This is a genomic window from Neorhizobium sp. USDA 3394, assembly GCF_056280385.1.
Window position 1 is genome coordinate 613,826 of record NZ_JBWCDU010000001.1, and the last position, 20,634, is coordinate 634,459.

The 20,634-nt window shown below is 56.2% G+C and carries 16 protein-coding genes and 1 pseudogene; 7 read left to right on the plus strand and 10 right to left on the minus strand.

Annotated features, from left to right (window positions below; all coding sequences use genetic code 11):
* Nucleotides 1-213: 213 nt before the first annotated feature.
* The 4 genes from ACZ9EJ_RS02670 to ACZ9EJ_RS02685 all read right to left on the minus strand — a co-directional run bounded on the left by ACZ9EJ_RS02670 (nucleotide 214) and on the right by ACZ9EJ_RS02685 (nucleotide 8,343).
* Nucleotides 214-537, minus strand: coding sequence for a hypothetical protein (locus ACZ9EJ_RS02670; RefSeq protein ID WP_046642466.1), 324 nt, complete (start codon nucleotides 535-537; stop codon nucleotides 214-216).
* Between the two features lie 214 nt (nucleotides 538-751).
* A complete protein-coding gene (locus ACZ9EJ_RS02675; protein ID WP_476098645.1) occupies nucleotides 752-4,804 on the minus strand; it encodes a tetratricopeptide repeat protein in 4,053 nt (1,350 codons plus the stop codon).
* A gap of 644 nt (nucleotides 4,805-5,448) precedes the next feature.
* Nucleotides 5,449-6,267, minus strand: coding sequence for a metallophosphoesterase (locus tag ACZ9EJ_RS02680; RefSeq protein ID WP_476098647.1), 819 nt, complete (start codon nucleotides 6,265-6,267; stop codon nucleotides 5,449-5,451).
* A 90-nt stretch (nucleotides 6,268-6,357) separates the two neighbouring features.
* Nucleotides 6,358-8,343, minus strand: a complete 1,986-nt coding sequence (locus ACZ9EJ_RS02685; protein WP_046642648.1) for an AAA family ATPase — start codon at nucleotides 8,341-8,343, stop codon at nucleotides 6,358-6,360.
* 476 nt (nucleotides 8,344-8,819) lie between these two features.
* Here ACZ9EJ_RS02685 and ACZ9EJ_RS02690 point away from each other — a divergent pair, with 476 nt between their 5' ends.
* The 4 genes from ACZ9EJ_RS02690 (at nucleotide 8,820) to ACZ9EJ_RS02705 (ending at nucleotide 13,594) form a co-directional block, all read left to right on the plus strand.
* Entirely contained in the window at nucleotides 8,820-9,311 is a 492-nt protein-coding gene (locus ACZ9EJ_RS02690; protein WP_046642650.1) for a helix-turn-helix domain-containing protein, read from the plus strand.
* A 92-nt stretch (nucleotides 9,312-9,403) separates the two neighbouring features.
* Nucleotides 9,404-11,395: an ATP-binding protein gene (locus ACZ9EJ_RS02695; protein WP_476098650.1), complete on the plus strand. Its 1,992-nt coding sequence runs from the start codon at nucleotides 9,404-9,406 to the stop codon at nucleotides 11,393-11,395.
* A 460-nt stretch (nucleotides 11,396-11,855) separates the two neighbouring features.
* On the plus strand, nucleotides 11,856-12,905 hold the full coding sequence (locus ACZ9EJ_RS02700) for an AAA family ATPase (RefSeq protein WP_080955852.1): 1,050 nt from the start codon (nucleotides 11,856-11,858) through the stop codon (nucleotides 12,903-12,905).
* Nucleotides 12,906-13,033: 128 nt separating this feature from the next.
* Nucleotides 13,034-13,594, plus strand: coding sequence for an HNH endonuclease family protein (locus ACZ9EJ_RS02705; protein WP_476098652.1), 561 nt, complete (start codon nucleotides 13,034-13,036; stop codon nucleotides 13,592-13,594).
* A 69-nt stretch (nucleotides 13,595-13,663) separates the two neighbouring features.
* On the opposite strand, the gene ACZ9EJ_RS02710 is transcribed toward ACZ9EJ_RS02705, so the two are convergent.
* From ACZ9EJ_RS02710 to ACZ9EJ_RS02725, 4 genes and pseudogenes are all read right to left on the minus strand, one after another.
* A complete protein-coding gene (locus ACZ9EJ_RS02710) occupies nucleotides 13,664-13,921 on the minus strand; it encodes a DUF2312 domain-containing protein (protein WP_046642291.1) in 258 nt (85 codons plus the stop codon).
* Nucleotides 13,922-14,095: 174 nt separating this feature from the next.
* Nucleotides 14,096-14,197: pseudogene (locus tag ACZ9EJ_RS02715) on the minus strand (GapR family DNA-binding domain-containing protein); the annotation flags it as partial.
* 86 nt (nucleotides 14,198-14,283) lie between these two features.
* A complete protein-coding gene (locus ACZ9EJ_RS02720) occupies nucleotides 14,284-14,607 on the minus strand; it encodes a DUF1244 domain-containing protein (protein WP_046642290.1) in 324 nt (107 codons plus the stop codon).
* A gap of 22 nt (nucleotides 14,608-14,629) precedes the next feature.
* Nucleotides 14,630-15,421 (minus strand): N-formylglutamate amidohydrolase, encoded by a 792-nt coding sequence (locus tag ACZ9EJ_RS02725; protein WP_046642298.1) that lies wholly within the window; start codon nucleotides 15,419-15,421, stop codon nucleotides 14,630-14,632.
* 245 nt (nucleotides 15,422-15,666) lie between these two features.
* Here ACZ9EJ_RS02725 and ACZ9EJ_RS02730 point away from each other — a divergent pair, with 245 nt between their 5' ends.
* The 3 genes from ACZ9EJ_RS02730 to ACZ9EJ_RS02740 all read left to right on the plus strand — a co-directional run bounded on the left by ACZ9EJ_RS02730 (nucleotide 15,667) and on the right by ACZ9EJ_RS02740 (nucleotide 18,712).
* Nucleotides 15,667-16,104, plus strand: a complete 438-nt coding sequence (locus tag ACZ9EJ_RS02730) for a DUF1036 domain-containing protein (protein ID WP_046632414.1) — start codon at nucleotides 15,667-15,669, stop codon at nucleotides 16,102-16,104.
* Entirely contained in the window at nucleotides 16,104-17,543 is a 1,440-nt protein-coding gene (gene pyk, locus ACZ9EJ_RS02735; protein WP_046632011.1) for a pyruvate kinase, read from the plus strand. The genes ACZ9EJ_RS02730 and pyk overlap by 1 nt, the downstream gene beginning before the upstream one ends.
* A gap of 257 nt (nucleotides 17,544-17,800) precedes the next feature.
* The gene (locus ACZ9EJ_RS02740) at nucleotides 17,801-18,712 is read left to right on the plus strand and encodes an agmatinase (protein WP_046642289.1); all 912 of its coding nucleotides are present in this window, start codon (nucleotides 17,801-17,803) and stop codon (nucleotides 18,710-18,712) included.
* 48 nt (nucleotides 18,713-18,760) lie between these two features.
* Here the strand turns inward: ACZ9EJ_RS02740 and ACZ9EJ_RS02745 are convergent, their stop codons facing one another.
* Nucleotides 18,761-19,504 (minus strand): hypothetical protein, encoded by a 744-nt coding sequence (locus ACZ9EJ_RS02745; RefSeq protein WP_046642288.1) that lies wholly within the window; start codon nucleotides 19,502-19,504, stop codon nucleotides 18,761-18,763.
* Nucleotides 19,505-19,579: 75 nt separating this feature from the next.
* A complete protein-coding gene (locus tag ACZ9EJ_RS02750; RefSeq protein ID WP_046642287.1) occupies nucleotides 19,580-20,620 on the minus strand; it encodes an alpha/beta fold hydrolase in 1,041 nt (346 codons plus the stop codon).
* Nucleotides 20,621-20,634: the final 14 nt, after the last annotated feature.

The following is a 20,634-nucleotide window of genomic DNA, read 5'->3' on the forward strand; positions in this document are numbered from 1 at the left end:
GCCCCCCAGTTCCCGCTGGTGGCGCATGATTGGCTTGAACCTCCCGTTAATGGGACCGGGCTGCGAGTGACGGCCTGCCCCATAACGAGCAATAAAATGGGGCGAAGTCCGCTTGTGGTGCATTGCTGCGATCTCTGTCACAGCGATACTATTCGAAACGGCAATACGCTCGCGGTCAAGGTGCCAGACAATCGACGCTTACCTAGCAGCTCTTCAGAGTGGCTTCACGACTTGCCCGACTGCGATCGCGATCGCGGCCCGACCGTTGCTAGCCTTCCAGCATATCAGCCTATTGACGTATCCAACCGCAATTTCACCCCGTATTAGGAAGTCGCGGCGCAAAAGCTCTCCCCAAACGGCGCTGCGCGTTTGAAGCTCCTCTCTGAAAATCCAAGCGTTATTGTGTTTTAACTCGACGATGGCATTCTGGCAGTCATCGAGAAAATCTCGATCCAGTGTTGTCTTCTGCTCGTCCGGAGCGGGTTCAACAGGCGGTATGCCGTCAAAAGTCTCGCTAGTTGTTACCATGAACGTCATCGTTCTCTTGGAGAAGCTCCCTTCGCATCATCGATGCAAAGCCGATCACAGGTCAAGACAGGCAGGACAATGTGGGAACAGCACATCGGCTACAAGGCAAGACCAGAGCCCCCTTACAAATCCGCCAGCCGTTCCAGACCCGTGACCGGGGATGCTAAATTCAACGGCATTTTGCGACAGATGAACAGCGTCGCCACGAGCAAGGCTGGAAAAATCAGCTCTGTCCAGAAATCAGGTTCGCCAGCACCGAGCGAAACTCCGATGGCAGCTGGCCGGGAACATGCTCAATAACAAGTTGGACCAGGCTGGCCGCCGATGACATCGGTGCGGTTTCATCCACCACGAAGGCATGTAATTTCCGAGCAAGCTCTCCGGGCATTCTTAGTAGAAAGCCCTGGTTGCTTACGGCCCCCAACCAACTTTCACGAATCCAGGCGGGCAGCTTAGAGCGAATAGAGTTTGGTACCGTGCCGGGGGAAGCTTGCAATATCAGAAGGTGCAAATGTAACAGCTGCATAGGCTGGAGGCGAGCTGGTTCGACAAGCTCCGATGCTTCCAACAAGCGGGCAGAGAGGATCGTTTCGAAGCTTCTGGTTTGATCTCGCGTTTGATCCAGCGTCAGAGCAAACGCAGGCTCGACGGTATCGGAGTAAGTTTGGCGTACACAGCGGAATACCTCGGCTACGAGCGGTCGGCGACCTTCGACGAGGCCACGGATGGCTGTCCCCAGGATCAGTGTTTGAAATAGGTTGGCTGCCGACCTCTTTTCATCCTCCGTGAGGTCCTTGACAATATACTCTCCAGGGTTTTCGAGGTCTGGCCTATTGTCGATAGCCTGTGACATGTGACTGATGACAGCCGTCTGTGCTATTTTGAATGATGTGGCTACCAACCCGGGGGCGTCCCCAATGCCCCGATAGTATTCGAGCGCGTGGTCGTCGAACCACACTTCGCCAACGGCGAGGCGCTTTCCGTTCATCTTCTGAGCAAGCTCGGCTCGGACGCCTGCTGGTAGTCCACATTGAAGCTCGATGGCTGCCAACATGTAATAAGCGAGGCCCAAGGCTGCGATCTTGTTGTCAGCAAGTGTTGGGCTTGGGTCAGGATTGCTTATCACGCCGGGAAGGATCGCTGGTTTTTCTCCAGTTCCTATCGTTACATTCCCGGTCAGTTGATCTTGCGCCCATAGCAGAGCATGTCGGTAGGCCGCGTGGCAATGTCTCGCATTTAAGCTTTCAGCAACTTCGAACGTGGCCATCTCCGATAGGCCAATGTCAAACGCGTCAATGAAACCTTTTCGGTCTGCGAGATGCCAACGAGCAACGCCGATGTCCCCCATTAATCCAACTGCCATGATATCCATTGACCGAAGGCCTGCACCTTGCGCGGCAATCCTGGCCGTTTTGAAGAATTCCTCCGCAAGCTCCCAGTCTTCCGTGTTAGCCGCCGCGATGCCAGCCTCACGAAAGGCAAAGGCCTTTTCGACAGAGGATGTATCGCTGTCCTGGGTTTTCGCTAGGCGCTTGAAAAGGGACAGCGCTTCTGGATACTTCTTCGCGCGAAATTCGATCTTGGCCTGTGCTCGGAGAAGAACCCAGTTATCAGGACCCGCCCACGTTAGAGCCTGATCAAGGACTTGCATCCCTTTGTCGGGAAGGTTTCCATACTCGTCGAGGATTACAGCCTGATACTTTGTGGAAGTTACCGCGAGGTCTTCCAGACCCCAGCTCCGGGCCATGTCTGCCATCTGCAGATACATCGGAGCATGGAGAGCCGCATCGATGGTGTCTGCTGAATGTTCCTTCAACCACGGTCCGTTGATGTACATCTCGCTGTCCATCTCGCGAAGCGATAGGGCCGCGAACAGCTCTTGCCGGAAGGCTTGAGGATACCGATTAATCGCTGTGAAGGCTTCGAGTGTGTCTGAGATTTTCTTGAAGGCTTGGGTATGCGTGAGGAACATAATGCCAAAGCTCGACGTCTGCTGACCGTCGTGTCTGACGTTATAAGCACCTCTCAACTCGTCGTATTCCGTCGTTCGAGCGATCTCGTACATTCTATAAATATAGCTGATAAGCTCGGAGGCCGTCCAACGTCCGGTCATTGTGGTGACCGATTTGGAGAGAACCATTAGTTCGAGCACTTCCGCTCCATCGCGACCTTCTACAAGTTTAAGTTCGCGATGCAGTGCGTCCCAAATTTCGCGCGTACGGCCTTCTTCACTATCAGGTTCATTTGCAACCAGGAGAAGTTGTGCCAGCCGCAATAAGACACTGAGGTAAAGGTCCGCCTGGTAGAGTGGAAGGTCTGTACGCATCGTTTGGAGTACAAAGAATGCGACGCCAAGCTTTGCCAACTCCCTGTTGTCGAGTTGGATGGTGGCTATTGAAATTCTCATTAGCACCGATTTTTCATCGGAAACCAACGCCATCATGAAGGCCGCGTTCATTTTACCAGCGTCGAGCGAGCGACCGGATGTCATTTTGTTGGCGATGAGCCGCTGCCAACTGAGCCTGCGCGTTTCGGAAATGGTCTTGGCGGCGAGGTCTGAAACCAACGGGGAAGCCTGGTAAACACCATCGTAAGGTTCGTTAATCCAGGGGCCGATCAACGCATCGAACGCGTATCCAGCGTTCGGTACGGGTGGATCACCGTTAGCTATCTCAAGGACGGTTTCTCTATCGAACTTTCCGGGAATGAGGGTAATTCTAGCAAGCAGATCGAGCTGGTCCGATTTAAGCGAGCCGACCAGGCGCTTCCTTGTTTCGTCTCGAACCTTGGAAATCTCTGAATTGCCACCTAAGAGCGCGTTCAGGTTTTGAAGTTCGTCGAACGGCCACTGCCGGGCGGCAAGGTTCCTTCCCAGCGCCTGTACGAGCTGAGGATGGCCGGACCCAGACGCGTAGAAAACGTAACTGGACCAGATATCAGGCTTCCCACCCAGATCATTGATAACCCCCTGAATGTCTTTTTCATTGAGTTCGGGGACTACCAACGTGGAAGCCGCATTGAAACCAAGCGAGGCAAGGGAGGATTCAGATGGCCTAGAGTAGGCGGTGACAATCAGGAGGCCGGAGGACTTTTCAATCGAACCCCAAAATACTGCGAAGGCATCCTGAACTTTTGTGTCTTCGAAATGCGCAAAATCGTCGAGCAAGACACCAGTGAATTGAGTGCCGTCCAAAGCATCGGCGGCCGCATACAGGAGGTCCGCCAGTTCACGAGGTTCTAGCCCTCTTACGTTAAGCGCTTTCCATGTTCCGCCGACGTCAGCCGCGACCAGCCGAGAAAGGGTCGTTTTCCCGAAACCAGCGCCTGCATAAAGCCATGCAATTCTGTCGTTTGCGAGTCGGGTTTGAATGGCCTTTCGTAGTCCAGTTCGCGGAGCGATGGAAAGAACCGCCGCCCTATGTGATACAGGTTTGAAAATGTCGATCATGGAACGAGGTCGAATGACCACGTCCGTCCCAAGCCCCTGAGCTTCGATCAACTTCTGCAGCAATTGTTGCTGTTGTAGATATTGGTCAACCGGAACACTTATCGAAGTATGCTCGCTTATCAAGGAAACCAGGTCGGCCTTCGAGAGGGTCCGGTTCGTCGGCTGCGTACAAGCTTCGAGCACTCGGGCAATAATGGGGCCAAGACATTTGGCCATTGCGCCCGGTGAAATACCGCGTTCTGAGCCCACCTGAAGCAATCGAGCCCTCAGTCGGTCAAGTAACGGTTCGAGCGGTGGAGCTTCCGTGTCCCAGATGATCCTTTTTAAGAAGCTCTCCCGATAATCTTGATCAGACAGCAGGGTCATTGCAGCATGGGTGGCGGCATTGAGGGGCAACCGTCCCAAGACCATTCTGATAGGAGATATTTCTGCCAGCGCAGCAGCTTTTCGCCAATAGAGAAGCGCAGCCCCGCCGTCGATCTGATCTTCTTTGTTGCGCTCCTCGCCAATACCGGATGTTGTCAAGAAACGAACCGTCACCGTCTTGCTGGGGTTTGCGCCTCGCAGAAAGAAAAATGAGTCAATTGCAGCGATTACGCCCTTATCGCGAATCGTTATGCTTTTAGTCGTAGCTTTTGATTGGGTCGCAAGCAGTTCGCCATCCGAGGAGATTGCGAAATCTTCGGCTACTTCCAAGTGCAGCAGCTCGTCGTCAGTTATGTGCAGCCATGCTAATGCCGACGCATAGATTTGATAAGTGTACCCCCGGATGGCATCAATCGCCTGGCGAGTTTCGTCCCCAGCGATGTTATGCCCTGCCGCGCCCAATCGACTGCCTCAATTCACGGATACAATTCTGAGTAGACGCGTACAAAGTTACAGCAATGCTTGTCGCCATCATAGGGCAACTTTTTCTCCATTCCCAAACGAGTTGTGGTGCGGTTCTCGCTCGACTTCCGTCATGACCGTTGTTCCGGGTAGCCCAGCCGAAGGAAAACAGGACGTTGACTGGTGGTTGAGGCTGGCCTTGCCCCTTAAGTCCAACCGAGCGCTGACACCACGCGCGTCACTGAAGTCGCGCAGGCGACGAATAACGCGGCAGAGGCGAGGCCATATATGATGACGGGCCAAAAAGAGTGCCGAGCGGGGATTGGCTCGGGTTCGAAGGCGTAGTTATTAGTCGGGGGTGTGTTACCTAGTCCGTGATACCGTTCAAGAGCGTTCATCGCTTTGATAACGGCCCAAATGGACCCGCAAAGAGTAATGAGCCCCAAGGTAATCCATATAAAAATCATATGTTCTCCATTTTCTTGCCACCGGTCACAGCAAGGAAATCTCGATTATTTGGTATCGACGGCCGTCGCCTATTTATGACGATATCCTTTAATCCAAACGAGTTACGAAATGCTCTCCATTTGCGTCAGCCGAGAATACAGTCGATAGCCTAAGCGCTTGCTCTGGCGTCCTTTTCTTTACAGATCAACAAGAAAATTTGGACGGAAACCGTTCAATTCCCGCTCGTGAGCATAACCCTGTGGATTGCAGATGATCCGTGTGTTGGCAAAAACGTAATCTCGGGCGCGATGAATATGCCCATGGACCCAGATCGATGGCCGTCTGAGCGTAATCATGCTGGATAAGTCGCTCGCAAAGGCAGCATTTGTAATGGACCTGTGAAACCGCGCGTCGAAACTTTCTTTCAAGGGAGAATGATGCGTTACGACGATTGTGCGGCCGTCAAATGGTTTGGACAGTTCTTGATCGATGTACCGTCGGCTTTCCAGATGACGCTTCAAGAGTTCTTGGACGGTGATCATGCCGTTTTCGCCCGGCCTACGCTCATCTGACCGAAAGATACATTGGAAATCCAGCATTTGATGGGGAATTAGACCCATCGCTCGCGTACGTCGCTCTTCCGCTGGAACATGTTCGTCATCGCCGACTTCGACCGAAAAATCTGTCCAAAGTGTCGCGCCGACGATGCGGCACCCTGCGATTTCAACTCTATTGTTCTCTAACAGGTGGATGTTAGTTCCTGCGATTTGGCGGCGAGCTTGATCAAGCGCGAAATCAATGCTGGCGCTGTAATAGTCGTGATTTCCCAGCACGAGGACCACCGGCAGTTTTGGAGAAACGTTCCTTCGCAGATAATCGATACTGGTCGAAACATTATCGGAAATGTCACCAGCACAGATGCACATGTCGGCGTTCGGTACTTTCAGGTGGCCGCCAAACGCCGTTTGCAGAATAGAAATGTGTAAATCGCTGACGATCCATGCTCGCAAAGCCATATTCTTTCGTTATGGCAGAGCGCGTGACGGCTCGACCGAGTGTGGATTTCACGGGTGCTTGAGAGATGCGGTAATTTTTGAAGCGGCAGCCTAGTGGCGCAATGATGATTTGACTTTTTTGGCACCTGGCCAGCACGATTCCAGCTGGATTGTATCCAGTCGCTTGTGCTTAACGAGCGCGTCAGCAATTTTAAGCAAGGTTGGCTTGAGGCCGTCGAGCATGTCTTTTGCCCGATTGTACTGCTCTTGGAGAATGTCGCTCACCTCTTCTTTCAGTGGCAGATCATCCCAGAGCTTCGTTGCGGTCGATCTGTCGACCGAATCGGGAAGGAAATAGAGCGAATTTCCAAAGCCGTATTCGGTGATCATTTGAATTGCCAATGAGGTAGCGGAAGCGAAATCGCTTTCCTTGCTGCCGGTTGACCAATTCGCGCGATGCCCAAAAACAAGGTCTTCAGCCGCAGCGCCAGCCAGTTTCATCGTTATCATTTTCATGATGTCCCAACGGGTAACAAACGGGCTGGCAGGCACGTCAACCATAGTGATGCCGTGCGACTCCAGGTGGGTGGCAAAGCTGGTGACGTTGTCATAAATCTCGACGTATTCGATCTCGCCGAGAAGCAGCGCACGGGCGCTCAAAGCGTGCCCGGCTTCATGAACAGCTATCCGATATAGTGTTTTCGCGTCGAGTGGCGGCGGCACCTGAACTCTTTCCCTCAGGTCGTCAACAGTGACATCTCGGTTCGCGTCCCTGGCTATACGACGTGCTTCGCGTGCCAATCGTTCTAGATCGGCACCGCTTTTCCCCGGAAGACGAGCCGCTATTTGTTGAAGTGCAGCGTCCTTTGCCAGCGTCGGAAGGTGGAACCCGAGAATTTGTCCCCGCGCTGTCGCATCCGGTAACGGAAACAGAACATGCTTTTCCAGGCGGCCACTACGTAGAAGCGCTGGGTCGATACGTTCTGGAAAGTTACAGGCACCGACCACGACAATGCCCTCGCGGCCGTTGATCCCGTCGACACACTCAAGCAGCGCATTTACAACGGTTGTCGAATAGGTCTCATGCCGGGAAGGAAATTTCGCTCGGTCCCCGATGGCATCGATTTCGTCAATGAACAGCAAAGACGGGGCGTTTTCCTTTGCTGATGCGAAGGACTGGAACATTGCTTTGAGCAAGTCGCCGAGGTCACCGTCTTTGGCACTCTGCCATTGCGGGATCGATGTGGCCTCCAGGTGCATTCCGCAGTTGTCAGCTAGCGCGGCCGTAAAACGGGTTTTGCCCGTGCCGCTGGGTCCGTAAAACAGGCAGCCTCGGTCGATTTCTGACCAAGGGAGGTTACCACGTCGCCAATCTTCCAAATCTCGCTTCAAAGCGTTGGCCCATACACTGGCTTCGCCGAACCCTTTTTCGATGTCGACATGGCGAGCTTTACCGGAACTATCCAACTGGATCGCGGCATTAAGTTTTGAAGCGGCTCGGGCAACTGGTCGCCCGCGCCGAAAGATTGCCTCCATCCGCTCCGATGGCTGCTGCGCAACTATTGCGGCGTGCTTGTCTGATAGGTCGCCGCATGCCCGAAACCTACTAAGTGCGCGAAGGTGTCTGGGATCGCAAAGTACAAGCCGGTCGAAGAGCGTTGCAGCCAATTCGAAATCTTCATGAAGAACAGTGCCCTCTTGGGTGAAAATGATCAATTTCTCGCCGGACTCAAGCAACTCTGCTGCATCGATCTCCCATCCACGGCGGTGTTTTGATATCGGGTGAAGGCAGATTTTGACCCCCTTTTGTGCCTTGAGAATGATCTTTGCTGCGTCGTCGATATCAGCCAACCGCCAATGGGACGGGACCGAGAATACGGCAACACATGATGGCTCTGACAAATGACCGATGTTTTTACGAAAGAGAGCGACCAACGCGCAGTAGGCCAAAAAGTCTGGTGCCGATTTAAGCGCAATAACCTCGTTGTTGCGTTTTGCCTTGCGGAACTCGTCTGTTCGCGAGATTTTTAGCTGGTCGGATACCCGTTGTAACTTGGAAATATAGCTGTCGAGGCTGTCGACGAGAGCTTTGTCCATTTGATCGTACCTCACCTGATCAGCCAAGGAGCCCTTGGGGGAAATGGTACCAGCGGCTGAGTGTCCTCGCCAATTTCCGCTTTCCGTCAAAGTAGAAAAGCTCGCTGGTGATGCCAGGGCCATCCTTGATTTGTGGGTGGCCGGACATCTCGCCCAAGAGACAGGGCACAGACCGCTGAGCGAATATGCAGTTACGGATGGTCACGGTGTTGTCGGGTTCAGTAAAGTCGCCAGGGGAGGACAAACTTTGCAGATCGGCAAGCAGTGATTGCAGTCGCGGAATGATTATGCTGGGCGGGGTTCCTAGCCATTTGTCGTGCATCGAAGTCGTCCTTTGATTCGACCAATCAGTTGTCGCTAAAGGAAATAGACTGATTCGTGAGACAAGCGCAAAGAAAAATCGCCAAAATCATTAGATACGAGACAAACGCGCTAAATGTTGACATTTTTAGACTGACTCGTGCTTGTCCGCATGAATGAAAACCTTTGCCAGCCAGTTACGTGCAGCCCGGGCGCTTCTTGACGTGGATCAAGAGGTTGTCGCGGTGTGGGTGGGGCTAGATCGCCGCGAGGTAAGCGGATGGGAGCGGGCGAAATACAAGCTCTTGTCCTCGGATGGAGAGAATCTGCGAAAGCAATTCGAAACACGCGACATTGAATTCGTAGCCGCAACTCATGTGCATGGCGCGGGCGTGCGTTGGAGCAAGCCGGGACGTCAAGATCGCCATCGGGCAGGACAATTTCGTGCCGCGAGGGCATTGGCTAATTTATCTATGCGCGAAATCGAGAATGCGTCTGGCATAAGTCGCAGCTTTCTTACTCGCCTGGAAAGCACGAAACTTCGGGCCTTGAATTTAGATTATATCCGGACGCTCGAAGCCTTCTTCGAGAGTAGGAATGTCGAATTGATACCCGAAAGCGCGACCGCAGGAGCCGGTGCTCGTTGGATCACGCCGCAAACCGTATAGTTATCGGGGCGTGTGGTGCTGGACGTCCTAAATTCTAATTGAACTAAACTCCACATTGTTTTAGCTCTCTTTGCACGGTTGGAGGGCTTTCAGTGAAATTCGACATCAATGGGCGGATTGACAATCTGCGCGTACCGTCAAATCGGACCGGTTTGTCTTACTCAATCTACGAGGCCGTGAGCAACGCGGTCCACGCAATTGAAGAACGTTTCGGTGTATCGGAGTTTGCAAAGCGTGGTGTGATCACGGTGAGCATAGATTTTGATAAAGATAAGAACCTGAAGCACGTTGCGGTTTCCGACAACGGGGTTGGCTTAAATGGAAAGCACCTAAAGTCGTTCGAAACATGCGACACCCGCGAGAAGGAGAATATTGGGGGGCGGGGTGTTGGGCGTCTCATCTGGGCGAAAGTGTTTCGTGAAATTCTTGTACGGAGCACGTACGAGATCGGTCTAGATAGTTGCGAACAAGTGCGTTTTTCATTCGATCCACGGCGCGAGGACTCCTTAGTCAGTATCGAACGTCTCCCCGGGAACGTGGAAGACGTTGGGACGCAGATCGTTCTGGGTTCAATACGACCTGACCAAAACGCGGCGATTGGCAAAGGCCCACTTACTCGCCAGCTTTGCCATCACTTCTTTCCAATGTTTATTGCTGGCGGGATGCCGAAGCTGATTGCGGCTATTGGTCCGTCACCGCGTGACATCGGAGCATACCTCGCCGACCGAGTTGAGAAGCAATTCGAGCAAAACGAAAATCTCGATTTCAATGGAATTGGTGAATTGCAAATCACCCACGTTTACGTTGAGAAGAACATTTCTCAGGGTTTCTCAAACGCCATTCTTCTAGCTGCCCAAGGTCGAGTTGTTGAAACAATCGAAATTGGCCAAAAGTTTGCCCTTAGCGGCCTAGAAAATGGCAAGGCTTACGTCTGCGTGGTGCGAGGCAAATTTCTCGACGCAAACGTTGATCAGGAAAGAACTTCCTTTAAGGCTTCTCAAGCAGAGCTTTCGGCAATCCACGAAAAGGCTTTAGAAGCGGCTGAGGCGTTCTTGGAACCTCACATTAAGACGCTTCGGAAAGGTCAAAAACGCATAGTTGTCGATCTTCTCCAAGAACATCCGCAGCTTGCAGTTTCCGTTGACGACATCGATGGCTATGTTCAGAAGCTGACGCCTGGGATGTCCGATGAGGACATTGGGAAAAGCCTTTTCACAGTCCTGTATCGCCACGAGAAGAAGGTCAAAGCAGATATCACGTCCATCTCTGCGGATTTAAACGCGAGCGAAGATCGGCAGGACCAAATCGATAAGCTCGTCCAGAAAGTCAGTGAGGATGCGAAAAGGCGATTGGCTGAATATACCATCAAGCGGCATCAAATAATCCAGCTCGCCAGATCACTCCTAAGATACTCCGACGAGGAGAAAAAATCCTATCACTGGGAAAAGACACTGCATGAGATCATTTGCCCAATGGGCAAGATGCTTAGCACCAAGGACTACGACGATCATAATTTGTGGCTCGTCGATGACCTGCTCTCCTATTACAGCTTCTTTGCATCGGACAAGGCGATGTCGGCATTCGGTGTCGATGGTGAGAGGAAGGAACCTGATCTAATTTTTCTCAACCCGTATGGATTCCGCCGCGAGGGCACGAATGATCCGGTGGTGGTGGTCGAGTTCAAGCGGCCTGGGGATGAGCAGCTATCTAGTGACCCGGTGGACCAAGTTCTCGAATATGTCGAGAAGCTTCGAAGCAAGACGGTAAGGGACCAAAACGGCGAAGTGGTATCTGAGATCACTGAGGATACGCCGTTTGAATGCATTATTCTTTGCGATCTCACAGAAGGCGCAAGAAAGCGATTCAAGAGGAGCCTTGCCCAAAACCCGACCCCCGATGGGCTTGGCTACTATGGGTTCTCTCCAAACCACAGAGCTTCTCTCAGAGTGCTCAGCTATAAGAAAGTATTCAGAGATGCCGAATTGCGAAATCAGAGCTTTTTCCAAAAACTTGGTCTTTTGCCTGAAGAAGTTCGGGCCGCACTAGCAGCTGCGACCGAGGTCGTAACGGAGGCGGCGGAATGAAAGCGCAGAGCACTTTTTCCTCAATAGTCATTCCATTCCCATTAGTGAAGGCCTCATCATGATAGACGCAACCGAAAATATGCGCGGAGGCGTAAGATGGGATTAACCAAATGGAACGGTGTGAGGGACTGTTTGCGGTACGCAGGCGTGATGCTGGGCTATAAGCTCGATGACGTCTCAGAAAAGTCCGGCGTTGGCAGATACGTCATCGCTCGCCAAGATAGTTCTGAGAGCAAGCGGATCAATGAGCGGTCCGCACGCCGCTTACAGAAAATGCTATTTGTCTAGGGCGTGGTAATCCTTGACGAGGAAGTCGGCTTGGGCCGGGAGAACAACTTCGGTCGGGGTGAGACTGTCAACATGGGCCTATTCGCCGTTCGTTTTCAGAACTGGCGTGGCAGAGTAGCAATGCTTGCGCCTTTCAAGGCTCCGAGCGTTCCAGAACCTAAGGACATAGTGATTGACAACGCAGGTTCTTCCACGTCCCGTCTCGGGCAGAGTTCATATACTGACTGGCGTCAACGGTTCCGGCAAAACGCGCTATATATCCGCGCTCGCCGATCAGACAATTGACGACTTGAAAGCGGGCGACAGCGAATTCTCTCACGTTGTCTGTCTCTCGGGCCCTGTGGTTGATAAATATTCACAGCGGGTCTATCGGCAAACCCTTGATTACGAGCATTTCACGTATCTTGGATATCGCCGGAACAACAATCTGTTTTCTGAAACTGCTCCGTTCCGTGAGCTATTTAGGGTCGTACTGGAACGAGAGCCAACGCAACGTTCTTTGAACCTGGCGGGTTCGTGCCTCCAGCAACTCAATCTCAAACCTGTTGTGGTATTGGTCTTGCCGAGCGAGAAAGGTCGACGCGATAGCGAATATACTCTCGACTTCGATAACTGGGTAAAACCGGCAATTCCACCTTCTAGATCAACGGCCAGAGCGCAGTTCGCTTTCTACAGGAATGATCGTCGGCTTTTTCTGCAAGAGTTGAGTGCTGGCGAGAGGTCTTTTCTCCTTCTCATGCTTGCATTCTGCTTTTGTCTCCCCACAAACTCTCTCGTTGTTGTCGATGAGCCCGAGACATCTCTCCATCCTGAGTGGCAGTTGACAGTGATGGCAACGCTACTCGATATCGTGGCGCAACTCATGATCAACGCGACGATAGTGGTTACTACTCATTCCCCGCTGGTGGTGGCGAGCATATCAAACGAGACTTCACTCACCTGCGAGTTTCCGCACGGAAGCGAGTGGAAGAAAGAGACCCTTTTTGGACAGACATCGGATACGGTACTGCTGGAACACTTCGGGGTCGTTTCTCCCCGATCACCGAGGGTCATTGACGCGATCCAGCGCTGCCTAACGCTAATTTCCGAAGGAAAATCAAAAGGCCCCGAATTTAGGGGCGCTGTGGCTGACCTAGAGACATTTCACTTGGTTCTCGCCGAGTCTGATCCATTATTTAAGCCGCTTCAAACTATTCGTAAGTTCGCACGGGGAACAACGTGAATCTTGGTCCAGGTCGGATGATTCCAACTCATCGAAGCGCATTGAATAGAAGACAGTACCAAAAGGCTATCCGGTCATACCGTCACGGAAAAATCCAGTGGGCCGACAAGCAATTGGCTGGCGTTCGCATGGACCTGAGAAAGTCGCTGCGGGCACAACAGGTTGAGCGATGTTACTTTTGCCGCCAACTGGTTTATCAGGAACGACGCAACGCTTGCGAAGATATCGAACACTACCTGGACAAGTCCAAGCTACGCTACAGGAAGTGGGCGTTCTCGCCCGTAAATCTCACCATGGCATGCCACCCCTGCAACATGCAGAAAGGTAATCGCGATCTCGGCGATGCAGCGATGCGTGCATCTAAGTCGCTACGAACTGGAAGCGGGTCGTTTAAATGGCTGCATCCGTACTTCGACGATTATCACCTCAACATCGAGGTTCATCCTGGCTGGGTTTACGCAGTGAAGCCGAACGCGCCGAGGGCGGCCGAAGCGACAACAATGCTGCGTGATTTGGAGCTTGACCAAATCAAGCGTATCCAAAAAACCGCCCAGCGATATCACGATCTGATCGCGCGTGCTGTCGTCGTGATGAACAAGCTTATTGAAAGAAACGAGATCGACAGACCCAGGATGAAATGGGTGATGGCCTTCATTGCCAGCATCAACGAAGAACTACGCTGGATGTGAACGCCCCGCTGTGCAGCGGGGAACTCTAGTTGCCATAGCGCGGACGGTTTTTCCGCCCGCATCTCGAACTTATTCCATTCCAAGCGCCGCCATGTAGGTTTGGAGGATCGATTCCTCTTCAAGGCGTTCGTTCGCATCCTTCTTGCGAAGGCGAAGAATAGTCTTGATGGCCTTAGTGTCGTAGCCACGTCCCTTTGCTTCTCCAAGTACATCCTTGATGTCACCTGCGATGGCGGCCTTCTCTTCCTCCAGACGCTCAACTCGCTCAATAATCGAGCGAAGTTCCGCTGCGGCGACCGTTGCGCCAGATGCTTCGATTTCGTCCATTCTCTTCTCCAAATTTGGTTGCTGATTGCGTCACCTGCCCTGTGGGGGCTGCAAATGCCGAGCGGTCCGACTGCTGTTTCGTTGTCGACTACCGGTAGCCGAGCTGCTCTTTAAGAGAGGGCTAAGTATCTGATTCTATTACACTGAGGCCACTTGCGGTAAGATCATCGATGTTTGAAAATCGTCGGCGATCGTCTTCTTTTCTTCTTCCAGTCGTTCGATACGCTCGATAAATGCGCGAAGCTGGTCGCGGGCGACGCCATGAGCATCAGACATCGGGGCCTCCTGATCGTGTAGATTTCAATGAATGGTCGTCAACTGCCGAAAAGCCGCCGCGAGGTCAAGCCCAATCGGCAAATCGATCAACCATGGGCCGGCTTGTTGACGTCGAATGCGGCTTTTTGTGCATCCGAGGCTTGCTGCTGGTGCAGATTTTTCCAATCCTCGTAGGGCATGCCGTAGACGATCTCGCGGGATGCGTCCTTGGAGAGATCGACGCCGGCATCGCTGGCGGCATCGCGATACCAGTTCGACAGGCAGTTGCGGCAGAAGCCGGCGAGGTTCATCAGGTCGATATTCTGCACGTCGGCGCGTTCACGCAGATGCCGGACGAGGCGGCGGAAGGCGGCGGCCTCGAATTCGGTCTGCTGCTCTCTGGTCAGTTCCGTAGGCGTGAGTTCGCTCATGGGCGCATCTCCTGGTGTCGCGTCAGACTGAATAGGGGCCGGTCCGCGAGGGAAAGATCCTGTATTCATGCAATGTGGGGTCGGCGTTGAGCGTCTTGAAGACCGGCGCCAGCCTTTCCGCCCAGGCGGCGATACCGGCCTCGTCGCCGATCAGGTCCTGGCGGACCTCGAGAAGCGCGTGCGGGATCCCCGACACCATGCAGTGCCGGTACATCGTGTCGCCCTTGAGCGCCCCGTCATAGGGTTCGTTGTCGCCGACGACGATGTCGCCCGGTTCGCCGAGCAGGCGGAGGAGCGGCGTCACGGCGCGATCGTCGCTGTCCCAGAGCACGGCCGCGTGCCAGGGGCGGGCGACGCCCTTCCAGAACGGCGTGAAGGAATGCAGCGACAGGACGAGCGGCGCGCGGCCCGACGCACCTGCCTTGGCAATCGTGCGCTCGACGGCGCGGTGATAGGGCCGGTGATAGGTGTCCAGGCGGAAGTCCCACTCCTCCTGGGTGATCGGATGATTGCCGGGGATGATCGCCCCGTCGGAAATCTTCATGATCAGGGTCGGATCGTCCTCGCCGCGGTTCGGGTCGATCAGCAGGCGCGAGAAGCAGCCGAGCACCGCCGGCACGTTCAGCATCGCCGCCAGACGGCGGGTGAGGCCCTCGATGCCGATGTCGAAGGCGATATGGCGGTGAAAGGCGCTCTCCGGCAGGCCGAGGCTGCCATAGGACGCGGGCAGGCGGTTCATGGCATGGTCGGCGAGCAGCACCATGCCGCTGTCATAATCGCCTTCTATGATCTCGAAAGGAATGAAGTCCTGCATCGCCATCGGAAATGAAACGGTTTCGAAAGGTCGGTCGGAAGACGGGTGTTGATGGCATGGGGAAAGCCGCGACGCAAGCCGTGTTGGGGCGACGATCAGCTTGGATTGAAGGCATGATGCGGACTAATCGATTAGAGTTACGTTGACTTTCCGACTCCGCCGCGCGAAGAAAGTGCTTCACGAATAACCATGGAGTCCTGACGGAAACCGTGTCGAAAAAATCCCCCAAAGCTACTCTTCGCTCCATCGTTTCCGCTTCGGCGCTTGCCGCCATGGTCGCCTTCGGTGTTCCGCTTTTGGCGGCGACCGCCGCGCACGCGGATTTCCGTGTCTGCAACGCCACGCAGAACCTCGTTGGCGTCGCGATCGGCTATCGCGCCACGGAGGGCTGGACCACCGAAGGCTGGTGGCAGGTTCCGGCCTCCACCTGCGCGACGCTGATCGAGGGCGAGTTGCAGTCGCGTTATTATTATCTTTATGCCGAGGACGCGGCCCGGGGCGGCCGCTGGACCGGCAATGTCAACATGTGCGTCGCGGAGAACGAATTCAAAGTCGTCGGCGTCAATGACTGTTTTGCCCGTGGCTTCCAGCGCATGGGCTTCAAGGAATATGATACGGGCCGTCAGGGAAGCTGGATGGTCCAGCTTTCCGATACGCCTGGCACACAAGAAGGCCACAACTGATGAGGCGCAACCGCAAAGTAAAGATCCTTGCCACCCTCGGACCGGCTTCGTCCGATGAGGCGATGATCCAGAAGCTGCATGAAGCGGGGGCTGATCTCTTCCGCATCAATATGAGCCATGCGAGCCACGACGTGATGCGCACGCTGATCAAGCGCATCCGTTCCGTCGAGGAGCGCTGCGGCCGGCCGATCGGCATTCTCGCCGACCTTCAGGGCCCGAAGCTGCGCGTCGGCAAGTTTGCAGCCGGCAAGGTGACGCTCGCTCCGGGCCAGACCTTCACTCTGGACAACCGCGACGAGCCGGGCGACGAGACCCGCGTATTCCTGCCGCATCCGGAAATCCTGGAAGCGGTGAAAGTGGGCCATCGCCTGCTGATCGACGACGGCAAGCTGGCGCTGAAGGCCGAGAAGGCCGATGGCAAGAGCATCGTCTGCAAGGTCATTGCCGGCACCAGCATTTCCGACCGCAAGGGCGTCAGCCTGCCCGATACGCTGCTCGGCGTCGGGGCGCTGACCGAAAAGGACCGCATCGACCTCGACGCGGTTCTCGCGACCGACGATGTCGACTGGGTGGCGCTTTCGTTCGTCCAGCGCCCCGACGACCTTGCCGAAGTGCGCAAGATCGCCCGCGGCCGCGTCGGCATCATGTCGAAGATCGAGAAGCCCCAGGCGCTCGAACGCATCGACGAGATCGTCGAGCTTTCCGATGCCGTCATGGTGGCACGCGGCGATCTTGGCGTCGAAATGCCGATCGAAGCCGTTCCGGGCATCCAGAAGCAGCTGACGCGCTTGTGTCGGCGCGCCGGCAAGCCGGTCGTCGTCGCCACCCAGATGCTGGAATCGATGATCACCGCGCCGGTTCCGACCCGCGCCGAAGTGTCGGACGTGTCGATCGCCGTCTTCGAAGGCGCCGATGCGATCATGCTCTCGGCCGAATCGGCCTCCGGCCAGTATCCGGTCGAGGCGGTGTCGATGATGGCGTCGATCGCCAGCACGGTCGAACAGGATCCGCTTTATCCGAGCATCATCTACGCCCAGCGCGCGACGCCGGAGGCGACCGGTGCGGACGCCATCTCGCTTGCCGCCCGCCAGATCGCCGAAACTTTGAAGCTGGCGGCGATCGTCACCTACACCTCGTCGGGCACGACGGGCCTGCGCGCATCCCGCGAACGTCCGGAGGTGCCGATCATCGCGCTGTCGCCGATCGTCCAGACGGCGCGCCGGCTTTCGGTCGGTTGGGGCATGCATTGCGTCGTCACCAGTGACGCGACCGACCTCGACGACATGGTCAACCGCGCCTGCCGCATCGTCGTGTCGGAAGGCTTCGGCAAGCCCGGCGACCGGATCATCATCTCGGCCGGCGTTCCGCTCGGCACGCCCGGCGCCACCAACATGCTGCGCATCGCCTATATCGGCTCGGACGGCCAGAGCGGCATCTGAGGCGCAACGCCCCTACAAGCGAAAACCGCCGGAGCGATCCGGCGGTTGATTGAAATCCAGGTCTGATCTCGAACCGCTTGCAACGCAGACGTTGCAAGCGGTGTTTCTTGCCTGGAATGTCTCTGTAAGGCATCCTGGACTTTGCCTGTCGCGGACTGTCTTTTAGGAGATGTCGTGGAAGCGGTCGCGAACCTGTCGCCTTGATTACCGCCCTCAATACCCGAATTCAGCTAAACCATCATCAGAGCCATCAAGAAATGACCTCCTCGCCCCCATTTCTCGGCTTTTCCGATCACCTCTCTGGGAGCCGGACACCCCGCGCGGTGATCTACGGAGCCGGCCACGGCAGCACCTATCCCGGGAAGGACAGCAGCGGCCATGCTTTGGCCGCCGACGCCATCCGCGCCGCGAGCCAAGATGATGTCACGCTCGTCGAGCACTGGGATTTCGATCTTGGCGGCCCGCTGTTCAACGGCAAGCGGGTCTCATGCATCGACGGCGGCGACATCCCGACCATCCTGCATGACAATATCGGCAACCGGGCGCAGATCGAGGAGAAGACACGCCAGGTCCTGGCTCTTTCGGCTATACCGATCCTGCTCGGTGGCGACTGCTCCGTGACTATTCCCTTCCTCGCCGGTTTTGCCAATCACGGGCCGGTCTGGATTCTGCAGATCGACGCCCATATCGACTGGCGCGACGAGGTGAATGGCGAGCGTCACGGCTATTCGAGCCCGATGCGTCGGGCGAGCGAGATGCCGCATGTCGCCGGCATGGTACAGGTCGGGCTCCGCAGCGTTGGCAGTGCGCGCATCACGGACATCGAGGCCGCGCGGCGTTATGGCAGCCATTTCGTGACGGCCCGTGAGATTCACGCACAGGGCGTCGAAGCCGCTCTCCGACACATTCCCGAAGGCGCGCAGGTCGTCGTCACCCTTGACTGTGACGGCCTTGATCCCAGCGTCATGCCCGGTGTGGCAGCGCGTACCCCCGGAGGCCTCACCTATACGCAGGTGATCGATTTGATCGGCGGTCTCGGCAGACGGGCCAGGATCGCCGGGTTCGACCTCGTCGAACTCTATCCTCCCGCCGACATCGATGGCCTGTCGGCCCTGACGGCATCGCGCCTAGTCGTCAATGTGATCGGTACCATCGTGCGGCAGGGCTGAATCGCTCCCCACGCCAGCTTTCAGCATGGTCGCGGCCGGATAAAACCGTCAGACGGTGATGCTCACCGTCGGCATGGCGGAGACCGCGCCGGTCAGTGTGTTGACGGAGGCGTCGAGGCTCTGGGTGCCGGGCACGGTGGCGGTGCTGTTCTGCTCGCGCAGCCTGCGGGCCGCCTCTTCCAGAAGCGCCTTGATCTGGCGGGCGACGGTGCTGAATTCCATCGCGGTCTTGATGTCGTCGAGGGACAGTTTTGGCGTCTCACGCGGCGATTCGTCCATCGCGTCGAGATAGGCCTGCTCGGCGTAAGAGACGGGCTTGTCGTCCTCCGCCGGCTCGTCACCGGTGGTATCTGGGGCCGTGCCCTGATCGCTCGCATCCAGGATAGGGTCGGTCGTCTCGGCAGCGGGCGGAGCATTGGCGGGGACCGTCGGCGCAGTCGGGCCGCTGCCGGTCAGGGCCTCGGCGAATTCGCGGGCGGCGCCGGCAACGACGACGCCGAGCTGGGCCGCCTGCTTGGCGATCACTTGCGGATCCAACCCCCAGCGGCGCATGAACTCGAGCTGCTGCTTGGCATCGTCGAGCTTCTGCCTGGCACGGGCCTTTGCCTGCTCTTCCGCCTCGTCGCTCGCCTTCTTCAGCGACGTCAGGCCATGGACGAGGCGATCGTAGGGCTCGTCCTTGGGGCTGGATGGACCAGACGACGCGGCTGTTGAGGCATCCGTCGCGGCCGACGCGCCCTCCTGCTTCGCAGGCCGCGCCGAATAGTCACTGCCAATGCTGCCGATCTGCATCTCGTCTCTCCGATTCCATGTGACCGGAGGTTGGGGCGGTCAGCTTGCTTCGGGCTGTCGTCGTCCGAGCAAGGCTCAGGTTTTCTCGATCGAGAGATCCATTTCGGGCGCCGAGTCTTCCGCTGTCGGCGCGATGCGCGCTTCCGCGATATGGGCGGCGGCTTTCAGGTCGCGGGGGAGGCCCGCGAGTTTTTCGATTGCCGCGATCACAACGTCGGTCGTGATATAGTCCGGCTTGTGGCCGAGATTGCGGATGGAGACGAGTTCGGATCCGGCGATATCGCGGGCAAGGCCACGCGAGTGGATCTCCTCCGCGACAATCGCGTCGCTGTCGCCGGTGATGATCACCGTCGGCGCGGTTATCTGCTTGTAGCGCGGTGCAACGCGGGTCACGTAGCCGTTGAGGTTGGCGACGTCGATGGCGTTGCTGCGAAATACTTTCGGGCGCAGGACCAGATATGGTGCGCCATCGCGAAGATAGGTCTCGGGGCAGGGGTTGGGGTGAAAGACCGAGCGCGTGGCGGCCTTCATCACCATGAGGCCGGCCGGCAGGGCGAGGAGATGGCTGAACAGCCGGCCGATCAGCGGGCGGGCGGTGAGATTGTAGTACCAGTCGATCCGGCCGGGCCAGGGATGGGTGGCTGGCGCCAAAAACAGCAGGCCGGCGGTCTTTTCCGGATGGTAGAGGCCGAAGCTTGCGGCAATCGCACCGCCGAAGGAATGGCCGGCGATGATCGCCCTGTCGATGCCGCGCTTTTCCATCAGCCTTGCGATCGCCGCCGCCTGGCCGTCGGGGAAGTCGTTTTCGGGGCCGCCGCGCTCGGAGTAACCGTGGCCCGGCCGGTCGACGAAGAGCATTTCGGCGCGGCCTTCGAGGGCCCGGCGGAAGGCTGCTTCCTGGTCGCGGAAATTGCCGCTGGCGCCGTGGATGAAGACGACCGCGGGCAGGTCAGCGCCTTCGGGCTTCGGCACGTGCAGCGAATTCATGGAAAAGCCGCCGACATCGATCAGTTCGCCGGTATTCGGGAATTCGGCCTCGATCGACCTGGTCTTCCAGGCGGTGAAGCAAAACGCGGTGGCAACGATGCCGGCGATGGCAAGGGGCAAGATCATCATGGATGGACTGCCGA